The sequence below is a fragment of the Kroppenstedtia guangzhouensis genome (assembly GCF_014637345.1).
In the GTDB taxonomy this organism is placed as follows: Bacteria; Bacillota; Bacilli; order Thermoactinomycetales; family DSM-45169; genus Kroppenstedtia; species Kroppenstedtia guangzhouensis.
Genome location: NZ_BMEX01000005.1, coordinates 118845 through 140759, shown reverse-complemented (window position 1 = coordinate 140759; position 21915 = coordinate 118845). Strand labels below are relative to the sequence as shown.

Annotated in this window: 19 protein-coding genes and 1 riboswitch; of the genes, 17 read left to right on the top strand and 2 right to left on the bottom strand. The window is 54.2% G+C overall.

Annotated features, from left to right (window positions below; genetic code table 11):
- Nucleotides 1-17 precede the first annotated feature (17 nt).
- From IEV46_RS08985 to IEV46_RS08935, 11 genes are all read left to right on the top strand, one after another.
- Entirely contained in the window at nucleotides 18-1331 is a 1314-nt protein-coding gene (locus tag IEV46_RS08985; protein WP_188432190.1) for a nucleotide sugar dehydrogenase, read from the top strand.
- A 20-nt stretch (nucleotides 1332-1351) separates the two neighbouring features.
- Nucleotides 1352-2092, top strand: coding sequence for an acyltransferase (locus IEV46_RS08980; protein WP_188432188.1), 741 nt, complete (start codon nucleotides 1352-1354; stop codon nucleotides 2090-2092).
- Between the two features lie 17 nt (nucleotides 2093-2109).
- Nucleotides 2110-3573 (top strand): lipopolysaccharide biosynthesis protein, encoded by a 1464-nt coding sequence (locus IEV46_RS08975; protein ID WP_188432186.1) that lies wholly within the window; start codon nucleotides 2110-2112, stop codon nucleotides 3571-3573.
- A 24-nt stretch (nucleotides 3574-3597) separates the two neighbouring features.
- Nucleotides 3598-4977, top strand: a complete 1380-nt coding sequence (locus IEV46_RS08970) for an O-antigen ligase family protein (protein WP_188432184.1) — start codon at nucleotides 3598-3600, stop codon at nucleotides 4975-4977.
- Nucleotides 4974-6077: a glycosyltransferase family 4 protein gene (locus IEV46_RS08965; RefSeq protein ID WP_188432182.1), complete on the top strand. Its 1104-nt coding sequence runs from the start codon at nucleotides 4974-4976 to the stop codon at nucleotides 6075-6077. The genes IEV46_RS08970 and IEV46_RS08965 overlap by 4 nt, the downstream gene beginning before the upstream one ends.
- Before the next feature lie 23 nt (nucleotides 6078-6100).
- Nucleotides 6101-7354 carry a glycosyltransferase family 4 protein gene (locus IEV46_RS08960; protein ID WP_188432179.1) on the top strand — a complete coding sequence of 418 codons (1254 nt, stop codon included), beginning with the start codon at nucleotides 6101-6103 and terminating at the stop codon, nucleotides 7352-7354.
- Nucleotides 7355-7677: 323 nt separating this feature from the next.
- Nucleotides 7678-8592, top strand: coding sequence for an NAD-dependent epimerase/dehydratase family protein (locus IEV46_RS08955; RefSeq protein WP_188432177.1), 915 nt, complete (start codon nucleotides 7678-7680; stop codon nucleotides 8590-8592).
- Nucleotides 8593-8780: 188 nt separating this feature from the next.
- The gene (locus tag IEV46_RS08950) at nucleotides 8781-9431 is read left to right on the top strand and encodes a sugar transferase (RefSeq protein ID WP_188432175.1); all 651 of its coding nucleotides are present in this window, start codon (nucleotides 8781-8783) and stop codon (nucleotides 9429-9431) included.
- Between the two features lie 439 nt (nucleotides 9432-9870).
- Nucleotides 9871-9980, top strand: a riboswitch (SAM riboswitch).
- A 74-nt stretch (nucleotides 9981-10054) separates the two neighbouring features.
- Nucleotides 10055-11059 carry a methionine ABC transporter ATP-binding protein gene (locus tag IEV46_RS08945; protein WP_188432435.1) on the top strand — a complete coding sequence of 335 codons (1005 nt, stop codon included), beginning with the start codon at nucleotides 10055-10057 and terminating at the stop codon, nucleotides 11057-11059.
- A complete protein-coding gene (locus tag IEV46_RS08940) occupies nucleotides 11049-11705 on the top strand; it encodes a methionine ABC transporter permease (protein ID WP_188432173.1) in 657 nt (218 codons plus the stop codon). The genes IEV46_RS08945 and IEV46_RS08940 overlap by 11 nt, the downstream gene beginning before the upstream one ends.
- A gap of 17 nt (nucleotides 11706-11722) precedes the next feature.
- Complete coding sequence (locus tag IEV46_RS08935) at nucleotides 11723-12532, top strand: MetQ/NlpA family ABC transporter substrate-binding protein (RefSeq protein WP_188432170.1); 810 nt, start codon at nucleotides 11723-11725, stop codon at nucleotides 12530-12532.
- Nucleotides 12533-12582: 50 nt separating this feature from the next.
- Here the strand turns inward: IEV46_RS08935 and IEV46_RS08930 are convergent, their stop codons facing one another.
- Nucleotides 12583-13221: a YigZ family protein gene (locus IEV46_RS08930; protein WP_229736009.1), complete on the bottom strand. Its 639-nt coding sequence runs from the start codon at nucleotides 13219-13221 to the stop codon at nucleotides 12583-12585.
- A gap of 96 nt (nucleotides 13222-13317) precedes the next feature.
- Between IEV46_RS08930 and IEV46_RS08925 the strand changes: the two genes are divergently transcribed.
- Nucleotides 13318-13737, top strand: a complete 420-nt coding sequence (locus tag IEV46_RS08925; RefSeq protein WP_188432168.1) for a hypothetical protein — start codon at nucleotides 13318-13320, stop codon at nucleotides 13735-13737.
- Here IEV46_RS08925 and IEV46_RS08920 read toward each other — a convergent pair.
- Complete coding sequence (locus tag IEV46_RS08920; protein ID WP_188432166.1) at nucleotides 13734-14693, bottom strand: LCP family glycopolymer transferase; 960 nt, start codon at nucleotides 14691-14693, stop codon at nucleotides 13734-13736. The genes IEV46_RS08925 and IEV46_RS08920 overlap by 4 nt on opposite strands.
- A 113-nt stretch (nucleotides 14694-14806) precedes the next feature.
- Between IEV46_RS08920 and IEV46_RS08915 the strand changes: the two genes are divergently transcribed.
- The 5 genes from IEV46_RS08915 to IEV46_RS08895 all read left to right on the top strand — a co-directional run bounded on the left by IEV46_RS08915 (nucleotide 14807) and on the right by IEV46_RS08895 (nucleotide 21712).
- Nucleotides 14807-17116 (top strand): S8 family peptidase, encoded by a 2310-nt coding sequence (locus IEV46_RS08915; protein ID WP_188432164.1) that lies wholly within the window; start codon nucleotides 14807-14809, stop codon nucleotides 17114-17116.
- Between the two features lie 361 nt (nucleotides 17117-17477).
- A complete protein-coding gene (gene metK / locus IEV46_RS08910) occupies nucleotides 17478-18671 on the top strand; it encodes a methionine adenosyltransferase (RefSeq protein WP_188432433.1) in 1194 nt (397 codons plus the stop codon).
- Nucleotides 18672-18882: 211 nt separating this feature from the next.
- Complete coding sequence (locus IEV46_RS08905) at nucleotides 18883-19281, top strand: glycosyltransferase family protein (protein WP_188432162.1); 399 nt, start codon at nucleotides 18883-18885, stop codon at nucleotides 19279-19281.
- 74 nt (nucleotides 19282-19355) lie between these two features.
- Nucleotides 19356-21005, top strand: coding sequence for a DEAD/DEAH box helicase (locus tag IEV46_RS08900; RefSeq protein WP_188432160.1), 1650 nt, complete (start codon nucleotides 19356-19358; stop codon nucleotides 21003-21005).
- Nucleotides 21002-21712 (top strand): ComF family protein, encoded by a 711-nt coding sequence (locus IEV46_RS08895; RefSeq protein ID WP_188432158.1) that lies wholly within the window; start codon nucleotides 21002-21004, stop codon nucleotides 21710-21712. The genes IEV46_RS08900 and IEV46_RS08895 overlap by 4 nt, the downstream gene beginning before the upstream one ends.
- Nucleotides 21713-21915: the final 203 nt, after the last annotated feature.

Genomic DNA, 21915 nt, shown 5'->3' with positions numbered 1-21915 from the left:
CGGAGGGAAGAGGAAGGATGAACACCGAAGAGGTGTTGGATAGGTTCAACCGGAAGGACGCAGTGATCGGTGTCGTCGGTCTCGGTTATGTCGGACTGCCGCTGGCGGTGGAAAAGGCGAAGGCCGGCTACCGGGTGATCGGGTTTGATATCCAGCAGAAGCGTGTGGATATGGTGAACCGGGGAATCAATTATATCGGGGATGTGGTGGATGAAGAGCTGGCCAACCTCGTTGAGACCGGGCAGTTATGCGCAACTGCGGACTACTCGGATATTGCCCGGGTGGATGCCGTCTCCATCTGTGTTCCCACTCCTCTGGATCGTTATCAACAGCCGGATACCTCCTATGTGGAGGAATCGACGCGGCAGATCGCCAAGCGACTCCACCCCGGGATGCTGGTGGTCCTGGAGAGCACCACCTATCCCGGTACCACAGAGGAAGTGGTTCTACCCATCCTAGAGGAGAGCGGGTTGAAAGTGGGACGGGATTTTTACCTCGCCTTCTCCCCGGAGCGGGTTGATCCCGGGAATAAGGTCTATAAGACCAAAAACACTCCCAAAGTGGTGGGTGGAATCACGGGGGACTGCACCCGGATGGCAGCGGCCCTCTACCGAAATGTACTTGAAGGGGAAGTGTTTGAGGTGTCCGGTCCGGCAGTGGCTGAAATGGAAAAAATCCTGGAAAACACCTTTCGCAATCTCAACATCGCCCTTGCCAATGAGATGTCAATCCTGTGCAACAAGATGGGCATCGACTACTGGGAAGTGGTGGAGGCGGCCAAAACCAAACCCTACGGGTTTATGGCCTTCTATCCGGGCCCAGGTCTCGGGGGACACTGTATTCCGATTGATCCCTACTACTTGACCTGGAAAGCCAGAGAATACAAGTACCACACCCGTCTGATCGAGCTGGCGGGTGAAATCAACAATTATATGCCCGATTTTGTGGTGGAGCGGATCATGAAGATGTTGAGCCGCCACGGAAAACCCCTGAAAGGTTCCAAAGTGCTGCTCTTAGGCGTCGCCTATAAGCGGGATATTGATGACATGCGGGAATCCCCGGCGATCGAGATCCTCCGACAATTGGTGAAACAAGGTGCCGACGTCCGGGTGAATGATCCCCATATCCCCTCTTTCCATTTGGACGGTCAGATCTATGAAAGTGAATCCCTGAGTGCCGAACTGTTGGAAGAAGCGGATATCACTGTGATCACTACGGATCACAGTGCCTATGACTATCCTTTGATCGGGGAGAAGGCCCGGTTGATTTTTGATACCCGTAACGGATTGAAAGGTGTACAAAAGATCCGGGGGGATTACGAAAAGATTTAATACGAAGGGAGGGGTGGTTGATGGACTGTTGGATTCATCCGAAAGCTCAGATCGGAGATGGAGTGAAAATAGGTCTTTTTACCGTGATTGAAGAAGGAGCCGTTTTGGGCGATAATGTCACCGTCGGAAACCATGTGACCATCCACGCGGATACGATCATCGGAGCTGGGACGACGATTGCCGATCAGGCTGTGGTCGGACGCTGGCCCCGGCCGGCCCAAACCAGCACGGTCCAGGTGGATCCCACCCTTTCTCCCTTGTCCCTGGGGGAGGGATGCACCATCGGCACCCACGCTGTCCTGTATCGGGGCAGCCGGATCGGAGCGGAAGTCCTGGTGGCGGATCATGCTTTTGTCCGTGAACATTGTCTCATCGGCAACCGCGTCCTCATCGGCTGCGGAGTTGCCGTGGAAAACCGGGTGGAGATCGGTTCCTGCACAAAAATCCAAACCAACGCGTATATCACTGCCCACTCCCGGTTGGAAGAGCAGGTCTTTATCGCTCCCGGGGTGATCACCACCAATGATAACTACATGGGGCGAACCGAGGAGCGCTTCCGGCAAATCAGGGGGCCCACGGTGAAACGGAGGGCCCGGGTCGGGGGCGGGGCCATCCTCCTGCCAGGTGTGGTGGTCGCAGAGGAGAGTTTCATCGCCGCGGGGGCGGTGGTCAACCGGGACACGGAACCGGCCTGGGTCTATGCCGGAGTTCCGGCGAGGCCGCTCCGCCGGGTTCCCGAGGGGGAGATGCGCGGAAGTTAGAGAGAGGTAAAGGGGTTATGCTAACCAAGATCAAGCAACTCTTCTCCGATTCCACCGCCTTTGCATTTGCGTTGATGGGAAACAAGATTGTCAGCTTTCTGTTGGTTCCGGTCTATACCCGTCAACTGCTCAGTTCGGAGTTTGCGGATTGGGATCAGACGAACACCATTGCCATGGTTCTCACTTATTTGTGCATACTGGGTACAGACACTGCTTTTGCCTATTATTACTTTGCGGCCAAGGATGAAAAAGACCGGAACGGGTATTTTACGGCGGCGGTGATGTTTCCGACGCTGATCAGCCTCGTCTTTCTCCTGATTGTCTATTTCATCAGCGAGCCTTCATCCAAGCTGCTATACGATCATCCCGAAGGATATCCGCATTTGCTGACGATGGCGGTCTTGGTGATCGTCTTCAATGTGATTATCCAGCAAACCCTCGCTTATGCCCGCTACAGCCGTCAGGTATGGACCTTCAATATCGGAAGTATGAGCTTTGTTATCGGCTCTTCTCTGGCCAGTGTTTACTTTGTCGTGGTGGAAAAACAGGGTGTAATGGGGATCTTTTACGGACAAATCGTGGCCCAGGCGCTGGTGGCTGCCGTGCTGCTCTGGCATTACCGGGATAAATTCACGCTGTCAGTGCATAAGCGGCATGTGAAAGATCTGTTGAAGTACGGGGTCCCCCTGTTGCCGGCGTTGCTTGCGTTCTGGGTGATGAACGCCGTCAGCCGCCCCATGATCTACCACATGGTCTCTTCCGAAGTCGCTGGGGTGTTTGGCTTGGCGCTGCGCTTCGCCAGCATGATCGCCCTCCTGACAACGGCTTTTCAGCTGGCTTGGCGTCCCTTCTCCGTCTCCATCAAAGACAGGGAGGACGCACAGCAGATCTACAGTTTGCTGGGACGGGGATTTTTGGTGTTGGCCACTTTCTTCATCTTGTTTTTAACATTCTTTATCCAGCCGCTGATCCAGGTGGTGGCCGGGAGTGAAGAATACTTTGGAGCCTACCCGTATGTCTGGATGCTGGCTACAGGCACGGTGCTCAACACCATGCACTTGATCGTCGGGGTCGGTCTGCTGATTCAAAAAAGGACCAAAGAGATCTCCAAAACCTTTTTGGTGGCTGCCGCCATCTATCTGGTGGGCAATGGGATCCTGATCCCCATCGTCGGTCCATGGGGAACTGCAGCCATGAACGTGGTCACTTATCTCTATGCATTCCTCTCCATCTACCGGAAAGGACAGAAGGTATACCGGGTGGATTTCCGGATGCGATCGATGCTGACCTATTTCGGGATATACGTGGTGGTTCTCTCCACGATCACCTACGCCCAGGTTCAGGGATGGAGCGGGTTGTGGATGGTTTATCTCTTCTCCCTGGCCGTGATGGTGGCAGCGGTGTTTATGACGGGCGTGTTCAACAAAAGTTCCATCACCTACCTGCGTGAACGATTGCCCAACCTGATTGGAAAAAGGTGAGTGTGTTTGATGAGTTCCCCGTGGATGACAGGACAAAGACAGCTGAACCGGCTCTTCCACCTGATGGTGGTGTGTGCCGTATTGGGTCCAACCCTGGGAGTGCCACTTCTTCCCGGATTCAGATTGACCTGTTTCCGGGTGGTTTTCTTCCTGTTGGTGGCTGGACTGATCATCCGTCAGGTCCGACATCCCTCCCTCGCATTCTCTCAGTTGATTCCGGTGCGGTGGTATGTCGTTTTCTTCGCCGGATGGTTGATCTATGGGGGCATCTCTTTGGCCTGGGTCGGCCACTTGGAATTGGGTCTGAAGTATATGGCATTTTTGATGATGATGTTGCTCCTGTGCCTCTCCTTCCCTTATTTTATCCGTAGCTCAGGAGGCATACGGCAGACTTCCCGGATCCTGTTCGGCGTCTTTTTTGTCCTTGTCGTCTTCGGGCTGGTTGAATCAATCACCTTATGGCATCTTCCCGTATCCCGGTACTTTGGGGAAGATCAACCTTATCCCACTTCTTTTTTCACCAATCAGAACGACTTTGCCACAGCGATCACCCTCGGCCTTCCCTTCTTGGTGACGGCCTTGTATATGATCCCGATGCGTCGCTGGAATAGGTCAGTGGTGTATGCGACGGGGGTGGTCGCCCTCGGTTGTCTCCTGATGACCGGCTCCCGCAGCAACAATGGATTTGTCCTTCCTCTGGCGGGTTTGGTGTGGGGATTGCTGATCCCCTTCACTGTGGAACGACGGAAGTTGACTCGAGCAAATCTGCTCAAAGGAGCCGGGTTGCTCCTGTTGGCGCTCCTGTTGGTTCATCAGTTGACCTCCGTCCTGCTCTCTCAGCATACCCGTGACAAGCTGGGTTCCACCTTGGGTGTCATACAGGATCTTCAGGGGAGCTGGAACTTCCGGGAGGAGGGGGGAGAGGAGCCGAATCAGGCGGTTTCCGGGGATCAGAGTATTCATACGCGCAAGGCATTGATTATGAATGGTCTGCGGTTGCTTCATCAGAGCCGCTATTTGGGAGTGGGGGCCGGAAATATCGAGTACTACATGCAGAAAATGCCTGAAGTGGGCAAGACCAATATCCATAATTGGTGGGCAGAGGTGCTGGTCAATTTCGGGGTGGTGGTTTTCATTCCGTATATACTTTTGTACTTCCTGCTTCTGTACCGGCTGTGGCGATTGGCCCGAGTGAAAGGGCCAAATCCCCCCTCTCCCTGGATCCGCTGGGGAGCGGTCTCCAGTCTGGTCGCTCTCATCGGCTATTTCTTTGGCGGCATGTCTCCCAGTACGGCGATCCATTTCACTCCGATGTGGATCGTACTGGGTTTTGCGCTGGCAGTGGTGGCGATGGGGAGCCGGGAAGAGGAGGCAAGTTTGCCCCGAAGAAGGGATGCCACATGAGGAAAAAGGTGATGATCTTCAGCTCTGTCCACAGCTACAATGATTCCCGGGTGTTTTACAAAGAGGCGGTCTCTTTGGCCCGGGCAGGATACCAGGTGGAATTGCACGCTCTGGCTGATTTTGACCGACGGGAGGAACAGGGTGTGCGAATCATCGGTCTCCCTCGTCCCAAAAACAGAGTCGCCCGATTGTTGAGAGGGTGGCGCCTCTTTCAACGGGCACGCTCCAGCGGGGCGGACCGATTTCACTTTCACGATCCGGAGCTGCTGCCCTGGGGAGTTCTCCTTCGTTGGTGGACAGGAGCCCCCGTTATTTACGACGCCCATGAGGATCTGCCGAAACAGATTCACACCAAGCCATGGATTCCAAAGCTGTTGCAAAGGCCACTCTCCCGGATGGCTGACCTCCTGGAAAAGAGGATGGCCCGACACTTGTCGGCAGTGGTGACGGCGACAGAGCCGATCGCCCGCAATTTTTCCACCTGTTCCCGGGTGGAGGTGGTGAAGAACTATCCTCTTCCATTCCATCCGACCCCCTTCTGTGGAGAGGATGAAAAAAACAGGATCTTGTATATCGGCGGGATCTCCTACTTGCGGGGCTACCGGGAGATGATCGAGATGATGGATCACCTGCCCGGGGAGTTGAAGGCGGAGCTTCATCTGATCGGACCCTTACAACATATAAAGCCCGAAGATCGAAAGGAGGAGTTTCTGCGGCAGAAGGGGATCATCCTCCACGGAAAGGTTTCCTATACAGAAGTGCAGCAGTGGCTGGGACGGGGGAAGGTGGGCCTGGTCTGTCTTCATCCCGTGGAGAATTACCGGGAGTCACTTCCGATCAAGATGTTTGAATACATGGCAGCCGGATTGCCTGTGATTGCCAGCCGCTTTCCTCTGTGGCGGGAGATCGTGGAGGGAAGCGGGGCCGGTCGGACGGTGAATCCGCTTCGACCACGGGAAATGGCGGCGGAAGTGGCGCAGATCCTTCAGGATGATGGGCTGCGGAGGCGGATGGGAGCCAACGGGCGGCGAGCTCACCGGGAAGTATACAACTGGCGGGCGGAGGAGAAGAAATTAATACAGCTCTATCAAGAGCTGTGAGGGATCAAAGGGAGTGAAGCCAATTGCGTATCTGGATCGCCAATCACTATGCGGCTCCCCCCCATCTGGGCGGGATTACCCGACATTATGAGCTGGCCCGGGAATGGGCGACGGAAGAACAGGCGGAAGTGACCCTGTGGCTCTCCTCTTTCAATCATGTCCGGCGGCGCTTGATCCGGGAAGCGGAACGGGGTTCGGCAGATATCCCCGGTCTCCGCCTCCGCTGGTTGTGGTCCTTTCCCCATACCCGGAATGATTTCCGTCGGGTGTTGAATATGGTCAGCTTTTCCTGCCTCTTTTTGCTGGCCGGATGCTTCCGCAGGCGGCCGGATCTGTTGTACGCTTCCTCCCCCCATTTGCTCACTCCCCTGGCCGGATGGCTGTTGTCCAAGGTGAAACGCTGTCCCTTCGTCCTGGAAGTACGGGATCTTTGGCCGGATACTCTGATCCAGATGAAGGGACTGAAAAATTCTGCTGTGATAAAAGCTTTGACCCGGCTGGAGTCATTTCTTTACCGGCGTGCGGATAAAATCGTCGTGTTGACAGAGTATCAGCGCAAGTTCATCGCCTCCAAAGGAATCGATCCCCACAAAATCTCTCTGATCCCCAACGGAATTGTACCGGGGTCCTGGCACCCCCGGGAATCGGAGAAAAGGTCCTACCGACGTCGGATGGGGGTGGATCCTTACCGGTTTGTCGCTCTGTATGCCGGAGCCCACGGCCCGGCCAATGCACTGGAACACGTCGTCCGGGCGGCCGTCCACTTGCCCGCGGAGTGTGCAATCGTCCTGATCGGGGATGGACCGGAAAAGGGCCGTCTCCGGCACCTGAAGAAAGAGCTGGGGCTTCATCATGTTCACCTGCTAGACCCGGTTCCCAAAGAGGAGATTTATCATTATATCGATGCCGCTGATTGTGGGATCATCTCCCTCGCAGATCATGAGATTTTCAGAGGGGCCCGCCCCAACAAACTGTTTGACTATCTGTATGTCGGCAAGCCGGTGATCACCACCGTTGACGGTGAGATCCGGTGGATTTTGGAAGAAAACGGCGTGGGTCTGTTTTCCGGTGCGGAAAATCCACAGGGATTGGCCGAAGCAATCAAGAAATTGATGAACTTGTCACAGCAGGAACGGGATCGAATCGCCAAAAACGGCCAACGGTACATCGAGAGATTCGGCAATCGAAGAGAGTTGGCCCGGAAGCTGTTTCGGGAATTGGCGACCCTGCTCCACTCCGAGATCAAGCAGATGGAGGAAGTCAACCGCTCCGGATGAAGGGGGCTTTACAGTTCTGTTGCTCACCCATTTGAGTGAAGAGAAGAAGCGGGATCGCCTGGTATTCTTCAGTACCAGTCTCTCCAAGGTTGCTTCTCTCCCGGATTTCGTCATGTACTTATTGTGAAAAAATGGTATCTTCCCGGCACCCTCGACCTCCTAAAGATTCAACACCGATCGGGATCTGGGATTTATCCCCGGCATACCTCGAAAAACTTAAACCGGGGGAATCCCGTTCCTTTATAAAGAGGCACCACTACTGAAGCATTGGAGGATTTTCGTGAAGGGGCGGAATCCTTTGCGACAGAGAAGGAGTTATGGACATGAAAGTGCTGGTGACGGGGGGAGCCGGTTTTATCGGCTCCCATATCGTGGACCAATTGCTGGAAAAGGGGCATCAGGCGGTGGTGGTTGATAATCTGTCCACCGGAGAAGAAGAGTATCTGCGACCGGGTCTCCCATTTTACCGGATGAACATCCAGGATGAGGGGATCGACCGGGTGGTCGGCGAAGAACAGCCGGATGCGGTAATCCATCAGGCAGCCCAATCCCAGGTAACCCGCTCTATTGAGGATCCTCTTGGGGATGCCCGAACCAATATATTGGGCACGATCCGCCTGTTGGAAGCTTGTCGCCGCCACGGGGTGGCCAAATTCATCTATGCTTCATCGGCGGCGATCTATGGAAATCCCCAATATTTGCCCATCGACGAACAACATCCGTTGTCGCCATTGTCTCCATACGGTATTTCCAAAGGAACACCTGAAGAATACATCCGGGCCTATCATAGTTTGCACGGACTTTCTTTCACCATCTTCCGGTATGCCAATGTGTATGGGATTCGGCAGGTTCCTCATGGTGAAGGGGCTGTTATTTCCATCTTTATCGATCGGCTGTTGCGGGATCTTCCCTTGACTGTTCATGGGGACGGGGAGCAGACCCGGGATTATATTTATGTGGAGGATGTGGCCCGTGCCAATGTGGCAGCATTGGAAGAGGGAGATGGGGAAATTTTCAATCTCGGCACCGGGGTGAATACCTCCCTCAATGATTTGGTCAAGACGATGGAAAAAATCAGCGGACGGAAGTTGGAGGTGAACTACGGACCAGACAGGCCCGGCGACATCAAATACAGTTACTTTAACATCGATCGGGTGAAGTCCGTTCTGAATTGGAATCCAATAACGGACTTGGAGACAGGTTTGGCGAAAACACTGGATTTTTACGGCGTACTGTAACATCTCTGTAATCTTTGTGTAAAATAGATGTTCCGATCTATTGTAAAACCGGGGCATCTGCAGTATACTGAGTAACAGATTGAAACGGCGTTTGACAGCAGTACAGAATTCGGTTGTAAAAGAACTGTAATATATTTCATCCATAAACCGACCCAACGGAATCATCATACGGCAGGAGTGGTTTGCGGATGCGTTCCAAAGCGGTGGCTTACGAAAACGATCTGAGGGCGCGAACCGAGAGTTCGCCTTATACGACAACCCGTTTTTATCCCTTGTTCAAGAGAGGGTTTGAAGTGGTTTTCTCCATTGCCCTGCTCATCTTTATTCTTCCGGTGTTGGTTTTGACGGCGATTGCGATCCGGTTGGAATCCAAGGGCCCCATTTTTTATTCACAGGAGAGAGTGGGGCTAAACGGGAGTCGTTTTCATGTGTTCAAATTGCGTTCCATGCGGATTGATGCGGAGAAAAATGGACCGCAATGGGCGACTAAAAATGATCCCCGGGTCACACGCGTCGGAAAGTTCATCCGTAAGACCCGGATTGATGAGGTTCCCCAGTTGATCAATGTGCTGCGGGGGGATATGAGTTTGATCGGTCCCCGGCCGGAGCGGCATGTTTTTACCGAAAAATTTTCCCGGGAGATTCCGGGGTTTAAGCAGCGCCTGTCAGTGAAACCGGGATTGACTGGATGGGCACAGGTGAACGGAGGCTATGAGGCGACTCCGGAGGAAAAATTCCAGATGGATATGTACTATATCCGCAGCCAATCCTTTGCCTTGGACATGAAAATTTTGTGGCGGACAGTCTGGGTGGTTCTGTCGGGAAGCGGTGCCAGATAAAGGCCTCAAAAAGAGGGTTGCCGATCACGGCAACCCTTTTGCGATGATTGATATGGAATGGGAACAGGAAGCATCTGGAGCACGGTATGGGATGGTTCCCTTTAGAACATCAAACGCAGGGACAAATAAAAGAGCAACCACAGCGGGATACTCAAAAACGCTGCGTTGAAAATGCCCAACCAGAAAGGTTTGCCAACTGCGGGTGTGTTCATCCGGGGCACCTCCCATACCCTCTTGATAATTCTATTATAAGAGATCGGCCTTGAGTTTAGTGATTCCCTGCGCAAATGTAAAGTAATTGTAATCTCCCGAAAAACATCCGAAATAGATGAGTGGGAAGGGTAGACGAAAATAAAGCGAACGGGAAGGAAATATCTTCTGTTGACGTGATTCGAAGGCCGTGGTATGATCACATCTGAACATTTGAATACATCGCTTTCTCTTATCAAGAGAGGTGGAGGGACTGGCCCGATGAAACCCGGCAACCGACCGCACCCTGCGGTTAAGGTGCCAATTCCTGCAGAGCTTGAGGACTCTGACAGATGAGAGGAAGGATCTGTGATGAGCGAATCGGTCCTTTCTACATCTGTGGAAAGGACTTTTTCTATTGGGTGGTGATGTCATTGATTCAACTGAAGAGAGTGAATAAAACCTTTTCCCGGAGAGATTCACAGACGGTTCAGGCATTGATCGATGTGGATCTGGAGGTTGAAAAAGGTGAGATCTTCGGGATCGTCGGTCGCAGCGGTGCAGGTAAAAGCACCCTGTTGCGTCTGGTGAACGGATTGGAGATCCCGACAAGTGGAGAGGTTGTGGTGAACGGACAGGTGATCTCCAGTCTCGGGGAAAGGGAACTGCGGGCTGCCAGAACAAAAATAGGTATGATCTTCCAACATTTCAATCTACTCTGGTCGCGCACGGTCCGGGAGAATGTGTCCTTTCCTCTGGAAGTGGCGGGCCGGCCGAAACAGGAAATTCGTCGCAAAGTGGACGATCTCTTGGAGCGGGTGGGTCTGGCAGACCGGGCGGAAGCCTACCCCGCTCAACTTTCCGGAGGCCAAAAACAGCGGGTCGGCATTGCAAGGGCATTGGCCAATGATCCCCGTGTGCTTCTGTGTGACGAGGCCACATCAGCCCTCGACCCGGAGACAACCTCCTCCATTTTGGAACTGCTGAAGGAGATTAACCGGGACACCGGCATCTCTCTGCTGTTGATCACTCACGAAATGAGTGTGGTGCAGTCCATCTGCCGGCGGGTGGCAGTGATGGATGAGGGACGGATCGTGGAATCCGGGGATGTTGGTTCGGTATTCCATCAACCCAGCCATCCCCTGACGCGCCAATTTGTCCGTCAACTGCGGGTTGAAGGGGTGGGAGGAGAGGATTCCCTTTCCCCTGAAAGGAGCATCGTGATCCGTTGTGATTTTTCCCGCTGGGATCAAGTATGGAAAATTCTGAGCGATGTTGTCGGCAACTCCCGGGTGACTGTCCGGATCCTGGATGGTGAACTGGAGGAAAACGGGCGGATCTCATTCCAAATCGGCGGGGACCCGGGGGATGTGAATCATCTCCTGAACCGGATCAGGGAATATGTTGAATTGGTGGAGGGGAAGGCACTTGTTTCATGAAGTGGATTGGCCGGCTGTGTGGCAAGCTACGGGAGAGACCGCTTATATGGTGGGAATTTCCACATTTTTTACGGCCCTGTTTGGGATTCCGCTGGGAGTCCTGTTGGTGGTGACCGAGCGGGGGAATCTCTGGGATCTGCCCTGGTTGCAAAAAATAGTGTCCGGATTTGTGAATATCTTTCGGGCGGTTCCTTTTATTGTGTTGGTACTGTTTCTGTTTCCCTTGGCAGAGTTTTTGGTGGGGACCAGCCTGGGGCCGACTGCGGCCACCATCCCCTTGATTGCCGGAGCAGCTCCTTTTTACGCCAGAATGGTGGAAACCGCCTTGCGGGAAGTGGACAAAGGGGTGGTGGAGGCGGCCCGATCCGTGGGAACAACCCGCCTTCAGGTCGTAAGATATGTCCTGATCCCGGAAGCGACTCCGGCTTTGGTCTCGGGACTGACCGTCACCTGCGTCACTTTGATCAGTTTCTCCGCGATGGCCGGTGTGGTCGGCGGCGGTGGCCTCGGGGATGCCGCTTTTCGGTATGGCTTTCAATCTTTTAACGACGGCATGCTGTATGTCTGCGGGATCCTCCTGATCCTGATGGTCCAGTTGGTTCAATGGTGCGGAGACTGGATATCCCGGCGTCTGGATAAGCGGTAATAAACGGAGGGATGAACATGAGAAAAAGATGGTCGTTGTTGTTTTTGACCTTTTCCCTGGCCCTTGCTCTGACTGCTTGCGGAGACCAAGAAGCAGGAGGAAAAGACGGAAAACAGATCCTCAAAGTGGGTGCCTCCCAGGTTCCCCACGCTGAAATTCTGGATCAGGTGAAGCCGGATTTGGAGAAAAAGGGGATTCAGCTGGAGGTGAAAGTGTTTCAGGATTATGTCACTCCCAACAAAGGGGTCGAAGAGGGGCAGTTGGATGCAAATTTTTTTCAACATATTCCATGGATGGAGACCACCAATAAAGAACGGGGCTGGCACTTGAAAAAGGTGGTCGGAGTCCATATTGAACCCATCGGTGTCTACTCCGAAAAGATCAAGGAAATTTCCCAACTGAAAGAGGGTTCCACCATCGCTCTGCCTAATGGAACCAGTGAGGTGACACGGGTTTTGCTTCTGTTGGAACATGAGGGTTTGATCGAGTTGAAGAAGGGCGAAGGGGAAAAATCGATCAAGGATATCACCGGCAATCCCAAAAAGCTGAAGTTTAAACCTCTGGAAGCGGCCACACTTCCCCGGGTGCTGGATCAAGTGGACTTGGCGGCGATCAACACCAACTATGCACTTCAGGCCAAATTGAACCCTCTGAAGGATGCTCTGATCATCGAAGGAAAGGATTCCCCCTATGTCAACGTCCTGGCGGTCAAAGGGGGGAAAGAGAAGGACAAAGCGATCCAAGAATTGGCTGAAGCACTTACCTCTCCCAAAGTGGCCCAGTTTATTGAGAAAAAATATAAAGGTGCCGTGGTTCCGGCATTCTGAACAAACCAAACCCTCCCCTGCACATTGGATGAGTGCCGAGGAGGGTTGTTTTACTTTTCCAAGGGGCGATGTTCCTCTCCTCTGACGGCGACCCGTCCCCGGCCGCCGGTCAGCTCCGCCACCAGCTCTCTAATGGATGTTTCCTGACCGACGGGAACCCAGATTCTCCAGTGAACCTGATCGTCGAATCGGGGGGATTCTACCTCAACCTCCATCGATCGGAGTGCGTGCTCCACTTTTCCCATGGCAGGGTAGTCCACCGTAATCTCCACCCGGCTGTGTAGCACCCAGTTCAGAGTCCCGGCAGCATCCAAACCGGTGGAGGCTGATTGACTGTATGCGCGGATTAACCCCCCGGCCCCCAGTTTGATTCCTCCGAAGTAACGGGTGACCACCACAGCGGTGTTGACCAGCTCCCGGGCCTTGATCACTTCCAGGATGGGGCGGCCTGCCGTGCCGGCGGGTTCTCCGTCGTCGGAGGATTTCTCTGTTTTACTCTCCGCCAACACGGAGTAGGCATAACAGTTATGGGTGGCATCCCAGTGGCGCTTGGAGATCTCGGAGATCCAGGCGACGGCTTCCTCTTCTGTTTCGATACGGTTCACATGGCAGATAAACCGCGATTTCTGGATGTGGATCTCCGCTTGTCCAGCCCCCTTCACCGTGTAATATTGGGATGGTTTTTGCAACGGAATGCCTCCTCTCTTGTCGAAGTGGGGGTAACCTTCGGTTTTGGAGTGAACAGGAAAAAATCTTTTGGCAACCTTTGTCGAAGGGGTGGTCAATTGGATTCTTCCTGTGTATTCTTTGAATCATTAACGGATGCTTGTCCGCTGAAAGGATGGATTCTTTTGTATGCCATCGGCATTTCACCTGTTTATGAAGCGTGTCTGATCCAACAGCTCCCCTGGATATCTCTCGATTCCAAAGATGGGAAAAGATGTGAGGAGCGTACGGCTACAGGAACAGCGGGGCCGGGATGGAGGTGGATTTTGGCCGGGGTGGAGCCGGAGACGGCCATCCGGGGAAAAGTTCTTTTGCGTGATCCGCCCACAGAGGGGATGATCAGGTGGAATCATCTGTTGTTCTATCGACGCCATTATCATGATACCGGAGACAGTGTGAAAAAGTCCATCGGAACCGGGAAAATACCGTATTACGGTGGAGGTCGTCCCAAGGGAGAGGTACAAAAAACAGGCCTTTAAGGCCTGTGTGACACAGAATCCGGAGCTCTTTTCAGTTCCAGGTGCTCCCGCAGGGCTTGACCGACCCGACGACGCTCTTTTTCGGGCACGATCATATAATAATGGGGTGTCCATTGATCGGTTCCGGACAAGTGAAGCACCTCCACGTTTTCTTCCCGGATATTGCGCAGGGTGCGAAAGAGGCGCCACGTATCCTGCAAGCTGAGATCTGTTGTGACATGATTTTGAATGACGTGGTACAGATCATCCATTTTTAAAAGGGTGGACCATTCGGTTCCTTTTTTCCACAAACTTTTCATCACCTGTTGCTGTCGTTCATGCCGGTCATAATCGTTTCCCCCTGTCCGGTCCCTGACGTAAGCCAAGGCCTGGGACCCGTTCAGTCTCATGGGACCCCTTTTAAAATGGTGCCCCTTATAGGAGAAGCTGCGGCTCACTTTGACATCCACACCTCCGAACAGGTCGACCACCTTGCGAAAGCCGGAGAAGTTGACTTTCACATAATGGTGAATGGGAAGTGTTAAAAATTGCTCTACTGTGCGGACAGTGGAGGGAACTCCGTTACCGAGGGAATAAGCATGATTGATCTTATCCTCCCGGTGAGACCCATCGCTTAACACGAGGCGGGTTTTACTGTCACGTGGAATGTTGAGCACCTTCACTGTTTTCCGGGAGGGGTTGAGCGTGACCACCATCAGGGCATCAGCCCTACCCACATCTCGCTTGCGTTGGTCCACTCCGATCAACAGCAGGCTGACGGGTTGACCGACGGGGGAAGGAAGCCGGGACTCGGGTGGAGAGAGTATCCTCTGTTTTGTCCAGGGAGTGATGGTGTCCGAAGGCTGGTTTTTCTCCTTTGGGGCCGGATTCATCCGAAACTGGCTCAACCACAGAAGAGCCGAGACCCCGATGATCAGGATCAAAAACAGAAAAACCGAGCGTTTGGTATTTCCCAACGCAGATCACCTCTCCCATTGCCTCATCTTCTTATTATGGTTCGAATCCCCCATTCCATTCCGATTCATGGTAAGCTGAATTTAACAGAGCCGACGGGATGGGGATGAACGGGATGAACAGAACAGGTTGGTTGGCCGCGGTCGGGATCTTGTTCCTTCTCCTGGTCACCGGTTGTACGGAACCTGATGGAAGGGACGGGCCTGACCCTGCGCCAGGGAATCAGGAGACAGGAAAAGAGACGGTGCAGAAGGAGTGGGTCATCAAATGGAAGGAAAACCAAGTGGATCCCGCTTTCCTTCGCACCGTGGATGTGCTTCACCGTAGGGAAAACGGAGGCGGGATCAATATGCTGGTCCGCCTGAAAGGAGGGGTCAAGGAAGAAGAGTGGTTGGATCATTGGTCCTCCCACGTGAATGTGGAGTTTATCCACCCCAACCAGAAGTACAAAGTGGAAAAGCAAGAGGAGCACCGAGCCGGGGATCAAGACAGGGGAATGTATTATATCCGCCAGATCCGGGCAGATGAAGCATGGCGGAAAGTCCCCTTAAAATTTAAAAAGACAGAGTCCAATCGGCCGGTCACAGTGGCGGTGGTGGATACAGGGGTGGATCTGGACCATCCGGCTCTGGTGCCCTATCTCGTGGAAGGAGTGAATCTGAAGGATCCATCTTTGCCCCCCGAAGATAACATGGGTCATGGCACCCACGTGGCCGGCGTGGTCGCCGAAGTGTGGAAAGGGTGGGAAGGGAAGGGAGAGCTGACTGGTCTGCATCTGATGCCGGTAAAAGTGATGTCCGATGGTTCTGACGGTGACGTCTATTACACCTCCGAGGGGATTCGGGAGGCGGTTCGCAGAGGTGCACGTGTGATTGTTCTCGCTCAAGGGAGTTGGACTTATTCCGAAGCGATGGCTGATGCGGTGGCTTACGCTGAAGAGTCTGGATCGGTCGTGGTGGGGGCGGCAGGAAACGCAAGTGTCAATCCCGAAGGTGAGATCCTTTACAACAGTCCGATTTACTATCCCGCCGCCTTTCCAACGGTGATCGGGGTAGGTTCCGTCGGTCCAGCGGGCAAGGTGGTGCCCACTTCCAACTGGGGACCGGGGATCGATGTGGTGGCCCCGGGGGAGGGAATCCGGGCCGCCATCTTGGAGGGGAAATTTGGGAGGGATTCGGGCACTTCCTTTGCCACACCCCAGGTGGGAGCCTTGGCAGCCTTGATCCTCCGCAAGGACCCGAATCAGACTCCCGGGCAAGTGCGAAATCTGATCCGTCAGACGGCCCAACCCCAAAAAGGTCACCGTTGGAACCAGCAATATGGCTATGGACTGATCGATGTACATGCGGCACTGACACAAAAGCCTCTCGAAGATATTCATGAATCCAACGACCGTGAAGAAGAGGCGGCACCTTTTTCGATCAATCAGGTGGTGCAGGGTGTGCTGGAGGGGTCGGAGGATCGGGATTGCTTCGAGGTGGAAGTTTCCCACAACGGAATGCTGACCTTGACCTTCAAGGGAGACGGGAAGATTCCGAGGGTGACGGCGCAGATCACGGCAGCAGGCAAAAAGCGTGTCCAATACGAAGGAGAACAGGCGGAACAGATCCGGGTGACGGTCCCTCACGGGTCTGTGATTGCCTGTTACTCCACTTCCCGGGATCGCTCTTGGGAATACACCCTGGAGAACCAGTATCGGCCGCTACCCGATGAATATGAAAACAATGATCATCAGTGGAATGCTTTCAATATCAAAGTGAAGCCCGGATACAGTGTGTTCAGGGGAACCCTGCACAAACGACGGGATTACGACTGGTACCGGCTGGATATTCCGGAAGAAGGCAGCCTGACTCTCCGGGTGGATCTTTGGAGCCCGCGGGGGGATCCTGTTCTGTTCATTCAACGGGAAGGGTCCTGGAAAGGAAAAAAGGTGGATCAAGGGGCAGAAGGAAAAGTGGAGGAGTACCGGATGAAGGTGAAGCAAGAAAGTGTCTACGTCCGGGTGTCCGATTACGGAACCAACTTCATCGATAACCCATACAATCTCATGGTCCGGTTTGAATCGAAAAACCGGGATGCACAAGAGACTCATCATACTTCTTCCCGTGCCGCCCCTCTTCAACCCGGCGTAACCACGGAGGGAAGATTGGATGGAGAGGCGGATCAGGATTGGTACATTCTTTTCCTTCCCCAAACAGAGAAGAGCCCGATCCAAATCCGAATCCCCCGGGGAGCCGAGGAAACCACTTTGTGGCTCTACGACGAAAGCCTGCAGGTCCTGGATGAAAAGCATCTGTCCAAGGGGGGAAAACAGGGCGAACTGAATCTTGAGCTGGCTCCCGGAACCTACTATCTCCGGGTTCGCGGAGGATCCGCCGACGCCGGCAAATCTTATCAACTGAAGGTTAAACCCGGCCCTTCTTGAGGGAAGTCTCTCTTCGGGGATCTAGGTTAAGTTCCGTCGGGCGATTGATTGAAGGGACGAATGTGTTCTCCTGAAAAATCGGAGGCAGGCACATGGTGAAAGTCCGGTTCCCATAAGCGATGGGAGGCGGACTTCAATGTTTCTTCTGCCAGTATACATGCATAATCCATATGCGAATACGTCCTGTTTGATCGAGATTTCGCAAAAGGCCATCCGCTTGTCATTAGGCCCCTTTTCATGTATTCTTGAGATGAATTTTTCCAGTGCTATCAACTTAGAAGAGTAGCCGGATTTGGGAAGGTCTTCAGGGGCCTGCTCCGGGTTTTTTTCTGTGGATACAATCTTTGGCTGTGAAGGGGGAATCAGCTTGCGAACGCTGTTCACATCGGAGTCGGTTACGGGGGGACACCCGGACAAGATCTGTGACCAAATCTCTGATGCCGTATTGGATGAAATTCTGGCCCGTGACCCCAATGCCCGTGTGGCCTGTGAAACCTCTGTAACGACGGGGTTGGTGTTGGTTTCCGGAGAGATTTCCACCACTTGTTATGTGGATATTCCCAAGATCGTCCGGGAGACGATCCGGGAGATCGGATATACCCGTGCGAAGTATGGATTTGATGCGGAAACCTGCGGGGTGTTGACCTCCATCGATGAACAGTCCCCCGATATCGCCGCCGGGGTGGATGAAGCTCTGGAAAAGCGGGAAGGGCAGATGACCGAGGAGGAAATCGATGCCATCGGTGCCGGAGACCAAGGACTGATGTTCGGTTTTGCCACCAATGAGACACCGGAACTGATGCCGATGCCGATCTCGCTGGCCCACCGCCTGGCCCGTCGCCTCCATGAGGTGCGGATGGACGGAACCTTGGATTACCTCCGGCCCGACGGGAAGACCCAGGTGACGGTGGAGTATGAGGGAGACCGCCCGGTACGGATCGATACGGTGGTCGTCTCGACGCAGCATTCGGAAGAGGTTACCCTCGACCGCATCCAGGAGGAGATCCGGGAGCATGTGATTCACCCGGTGGTTCCTGCTGAGATGCTGGACGACCGGACCATTTTTTACATCAATCCCACTGGCCGTTTTGTCATTGGGGGCCCGATGGGGGATGCCGGGTTGACGGGGCGGAAAATCATCGTTGATACTTATGGAGGTTACGCCCGCCACGGAGGAGGGGCTTTCTCCGGAAAAGACCCGACCAAGGTGGATCGTTCCGGAGCATATGCTGCCCGATATGTGGCCAAAAATATCGTGGCAGCCGGCCTGGCGGACAAATGCGAGGTTCAGCTGGCTTATGCCATTGGTGTTGCCCGCCCGGTCTCCATCCATATCGATACTTTTGGGACAGGCCGGGTGGATGAAGAAACCCTCGTCGATTTGGTGCGGAAGCATTTTGACCTCAGGCCGGCGGGGATCATCCGCGAATTGGATCTGCGCCGGCCGATTTACAAGCAGACGGCGGCCTACGGCCATTTCGGCCGATCGGATCTCAATCTTCCATGGGAGAAAACTGACAAGGCGGAGCTTCTTCGTGAGGGTGCCGGTCTGTAATCAGTGAGCCGGAAGCTCCAAGCTGTCAGGAGTATCCAGTGTCAAGGGGCGGAGCGAAAAGAAAGAGTTGCCTGAGGGCAGCTCTTTTCTTTTCAGCAGTCTATACAATAAAAGGAAGAGAAGATAAAATAAGGGGGGCGGTTGGTCCCTGTCTTTTGAACCCTCTGGATCTCTTGTGCATATATTGGGGTCAAAGGGGGACAAAAGAGCGATGGAACAGTGGCTGTTCTTTGGAATCGCGCTGTTCGCGGTCATCCGGATCACGGCGGACCAATTTGCAAGAATATTCAGCTTCCCCGGCCTTCACAGTAATCCCCCCCGACTGGTCCTGTTGACCCATAACAGCCAGAGAAATGTGGAGTGGGTGATTCGTTCCTATTTTCAGCGAACAAGATTGGTGGGAAAACCATCCGAGATCCTGTGTTTGGATACAGGTTCCACCGATGATACACCTTTGATTTTGCAACGATTGAAAAGACGATACCCTTCTTTGGAAGTGTTTCCGCACACCGCCGCCCCCACCGGATGGGATGGGGAGACGGAGCCGGAGTTGACGGAAGGGGGAGAAGCTTTAGTTCTCGATTTACGCAACGATCCCGGAAGCAGGTAGTCAGCAGTGCCATCCACGCAGGACTGCCCCTCCCCGCCGGAGGGGATTTTGCATGGAAAGGTGGTTAAGATCTGTTGGAATTTGCAATCTACCGGGTACGGGAGTGCACACGGGTTACACTCGCTTTCGAGGTGGATCGTGGTTTTTGGAAGATTTACGGCGAGGAGGTCCGGAAGGTCCAAACTTTTTCTTCATTTGGACAAGCCTTCCGCCGGGTGGACGGAGGAGTTCCTCCACCTTTGGCTGGGGAAGGAGAAGAGGTGATCAGGGGGTGGGAAAGGTTGGCCCACTCTTTGCATCTTCGGCTGGAAGGAAGGGCTCTTACCTGGGATGAGTTGAGGAGTGGAGAATGGGATGATTCCCCCGATGAGGAGAGACTCCGACAGGGGATACAATGGTTGATACTGACAGGTCGGGCCACCCTGCTGCCCGGAGTTGAGGCGACAGGGGCAGCTCTCCGCCGAAGGTGCAACCGCTGCGGGGCAGGGGCTGATCGGATCCGTACCGGTCCTTGTGCCCGCTGTGGAGGTGGATGCGCTTGGTGCGACCGCTGTGTCATTTTGGGAAGGAACCGGGCTTGTATGCCTTTGGTTTTGGTGGAACCTCTGGGAACTCGAACCGGGGAGCCAAAGGTGGAGATGAGATTACCTGCCTTGTCTTTGGCTCAACAGGATGCCGTGGAAAAGTGTCTGAATTGGTTGGAAGAAGAAAGGGAAATGCTGCTGGTGTGGGCTGTTACCGGCTCCGGCAAGACGGAGATGATGTTTCCGGCAATCCGGAAGGTCCTGGAACAAAAGGGGCGGGTGGTGTGGATCTCGCCTCGCCGGGAGGTGGTCACCGAAGTGGCGCGGCGGATGCGCCGGGCTTTTCCAGGGACAGAAGTGGCGGAGGTTCACGGAGAAACGGGAGAGATCCGGGAGAATCGGCCGCTGACAGTGGCGACGGTTCAGCAGAGCCTTCGCTATTACCGCCGGTTCAGATTGGCGGTGGTGGATGAGGCTGATGCTTTTCCTTTACGGGAAGATTCCCGCTGGTTCAGCGGAATCCGTCGGACTTTGATCGACGGCGGTCAACAGGTTTATCTGACGGCTACACCGCCATCAAGCTGGAAACGTCGGGTGCGTCGGGGAAAAGTGGATTCAGTGACGGTTCCGGTCCGGTTTCACGGCCATCCACTGCCCGTCCCCAAAAGGTACCGTGTTGGGGGGCTGTGGCGAAAGCTGAAACGGGGGGCTTCCGTTCCGAGGTTGGAATCTTTTCTGGAGGGAGTGTCAGCGGAAAAGGGACAAGCCTTTCTATTTGTTCCACGGATTTCCGATACCAATCTTGTTTTGGACTGGGTGGGTCTCCGGATGCCCGGGTTGAAACCCGTCGTCGGAGTGGCCACAGGCAAACATGAACAACGACGGGATACGATCCGGGCCTTTATGGAAGGAGGGCTGCGGATTCTGGTGACTACCACCATTTTGGAACGGGGAGTGACGGTGCCCCGTTGTCATGTGTTGGTGGTGGGGGCGGATCACCCGGTATTCGATCGGGCTGCCTTGATCCAGATCGCGGGGCGTGTGGGAAGGGATCCCGCCTGGCCCCGGGGGGAGGTCTGGTTTCTGTCCATGGTGTCGACAGAGGCCCAGACAGGTGCGATCCGGGAGATCCGGAGCCTGAACCGATATGCGGAAAAGAGAGGCTATCTGTCCGCGAAGAGGAATGCAACGGAGTCATGAGGAAATGGTGGGAAAAGTGGTTTGCCAATCCCGGATTTTGTCCTCTGTGCGGGTCCGTCCACTCCACTTCCAACTGGGGCGACATTTGGGATCGTCTCTGTCCCTCCTGTAAAGCCAGACTCCATCGGATCCGGCCGCCTTGTTGTTCCCTGTGCGGCCGGAGCTGGACCTCTCCTTCCCTCTGTGGTGATTGTCTCCGTCATCGGTCCCGGGACCTGGAGCGAAACGTGGCTGTACTCCGTTATACTGCATATCCGAAAGAACTGATGCGTCTGTTCAAGTACCGGGGACGGGAAGTGCTGGCTGAACCACTGGGGGAGATGATGGCGGAAGTTCTCTTTGAAGCCGGGATTCGGCCGGAGGTGGTCACTTATGTTCCCCTCCATCCAGACAGGATGCGGCAACGGGGGTTCAACCAGTCAGAACTTCTGGCCCGGCAAGTGGCCCGTCGTCTGAATCTCCCGCTGAGATCTGCACTGCAAAGGATCCGTCCCACCCTTCCCCAGAGCCGTCGCAGCCGTTGGGAGCGAATGGGTGCGCTCTCCGGAGCTTTCCGGCTGAACCCCCGTTCCGTCGGAGCCGTGGTGGATAAGAGGTGGCTGGTGGTGGACGATGTTTATACCACTGGCTCCACATTGGTAGAGTGCGCCAAAACCTTGAAAAGGGCAGGGGCAAAGCAGGTTTGTTCCCTGACTTGGGCCCGGTGAGCGGAATTGATGTGACAGTGACGCAAGCAGGAGGTCGGTTTGGTTTTCAACGCTCATTTTCTGTTTGATCGACAGTCCTCAAAAAGTGAGATTCATATGCGGAAAAAAGGGTATAGAACGGCGAGAGTTGGGTAACAAAGAGGAATAGAGCTCTATTAAACCTTCCTCACGACTTGAGAGGAGAAAGATTTGTCATTCAAAAG

Bases quoted from the DNA above. Each gene is read 5' to 3' on its own strand.
- IEV46_RS08985 (WP_188432190.1), top strand. From the start codon at position 18: ATGAACACCGAAGAGGTGTTGGATAGGTTCAACCGGAAGGACGCAGTG.
- IEV46_RS08980 (WP_188432188.1), top strand. From the start codon at position 1,352: ATGGACTGTTGGATTCATCCGAAAGCTCAGATCGGAGATGGAGTGAAA.
- IEV46_RS08975 (WP_188432186.1), top strand. From the start codon at position 2,110: ATGCTAACCAAGATCAAGCAACTCTTCTCCGATTCCACCGCCTTTGCA.
- IEV46_RS08970 (WP_188432184.1), top strand. From the start codon at position 3,598: ATGACAGGACAAAGACAGCTGAACCGGCTCTTCCACCTGATGGTGGTG.
- IEV46_RS08965 (WP_188432182.1), top strand. From the start codon at position 4,974: ATGAGGAAAAAGGTGATGATCTTCAGCTCTGTCCACAGCTACAATGAT.
- IEV46_RS08955 (WP_188432177.1), top strand. From the start codon at position 7,678: ATGAAAGTGCTGGTGACGGGGGGAGCCGGTTTTATCGGCTCCCATATC.
- IEV46_RS08950 (WP_188432175.1), top strand. From the start codon at position 8,781: ATGCGTTCCAAAGCGGTGGCTTACGAAAACGATCTGAGGGCGCGAACC.
- IEV46_RS08935 (WP_188432170.1), top strand. From the start codon at position 11,723: ATGAGAAAAAGATGGTCGTTGTTGTTTTTGACCTTTTCCCTGGCCCTT.
- IEV46_RS08915 (WP_188432164.1), top strand. From the start codon at position 14,807: ATGAACAGAACAGGTTGGTTGGCCGCGGTCGGGATCTTGTTCCTTCTC.
- IEV46_RS08905 (WP_188432162.1), top strand. From the start codon at position 18,883: ATGGAACAGTGGCTGTTCTTTGGAATCGCGCTGTTCGCGGTCATCCGG.
- IEV46_RS08895 (WP_188432158.1), top strand. From the start codon at position 21,002: ATGAGGAAATGGTGGGAAAAGTGGTTTGCCAATCCCGGATTTTGTCCT.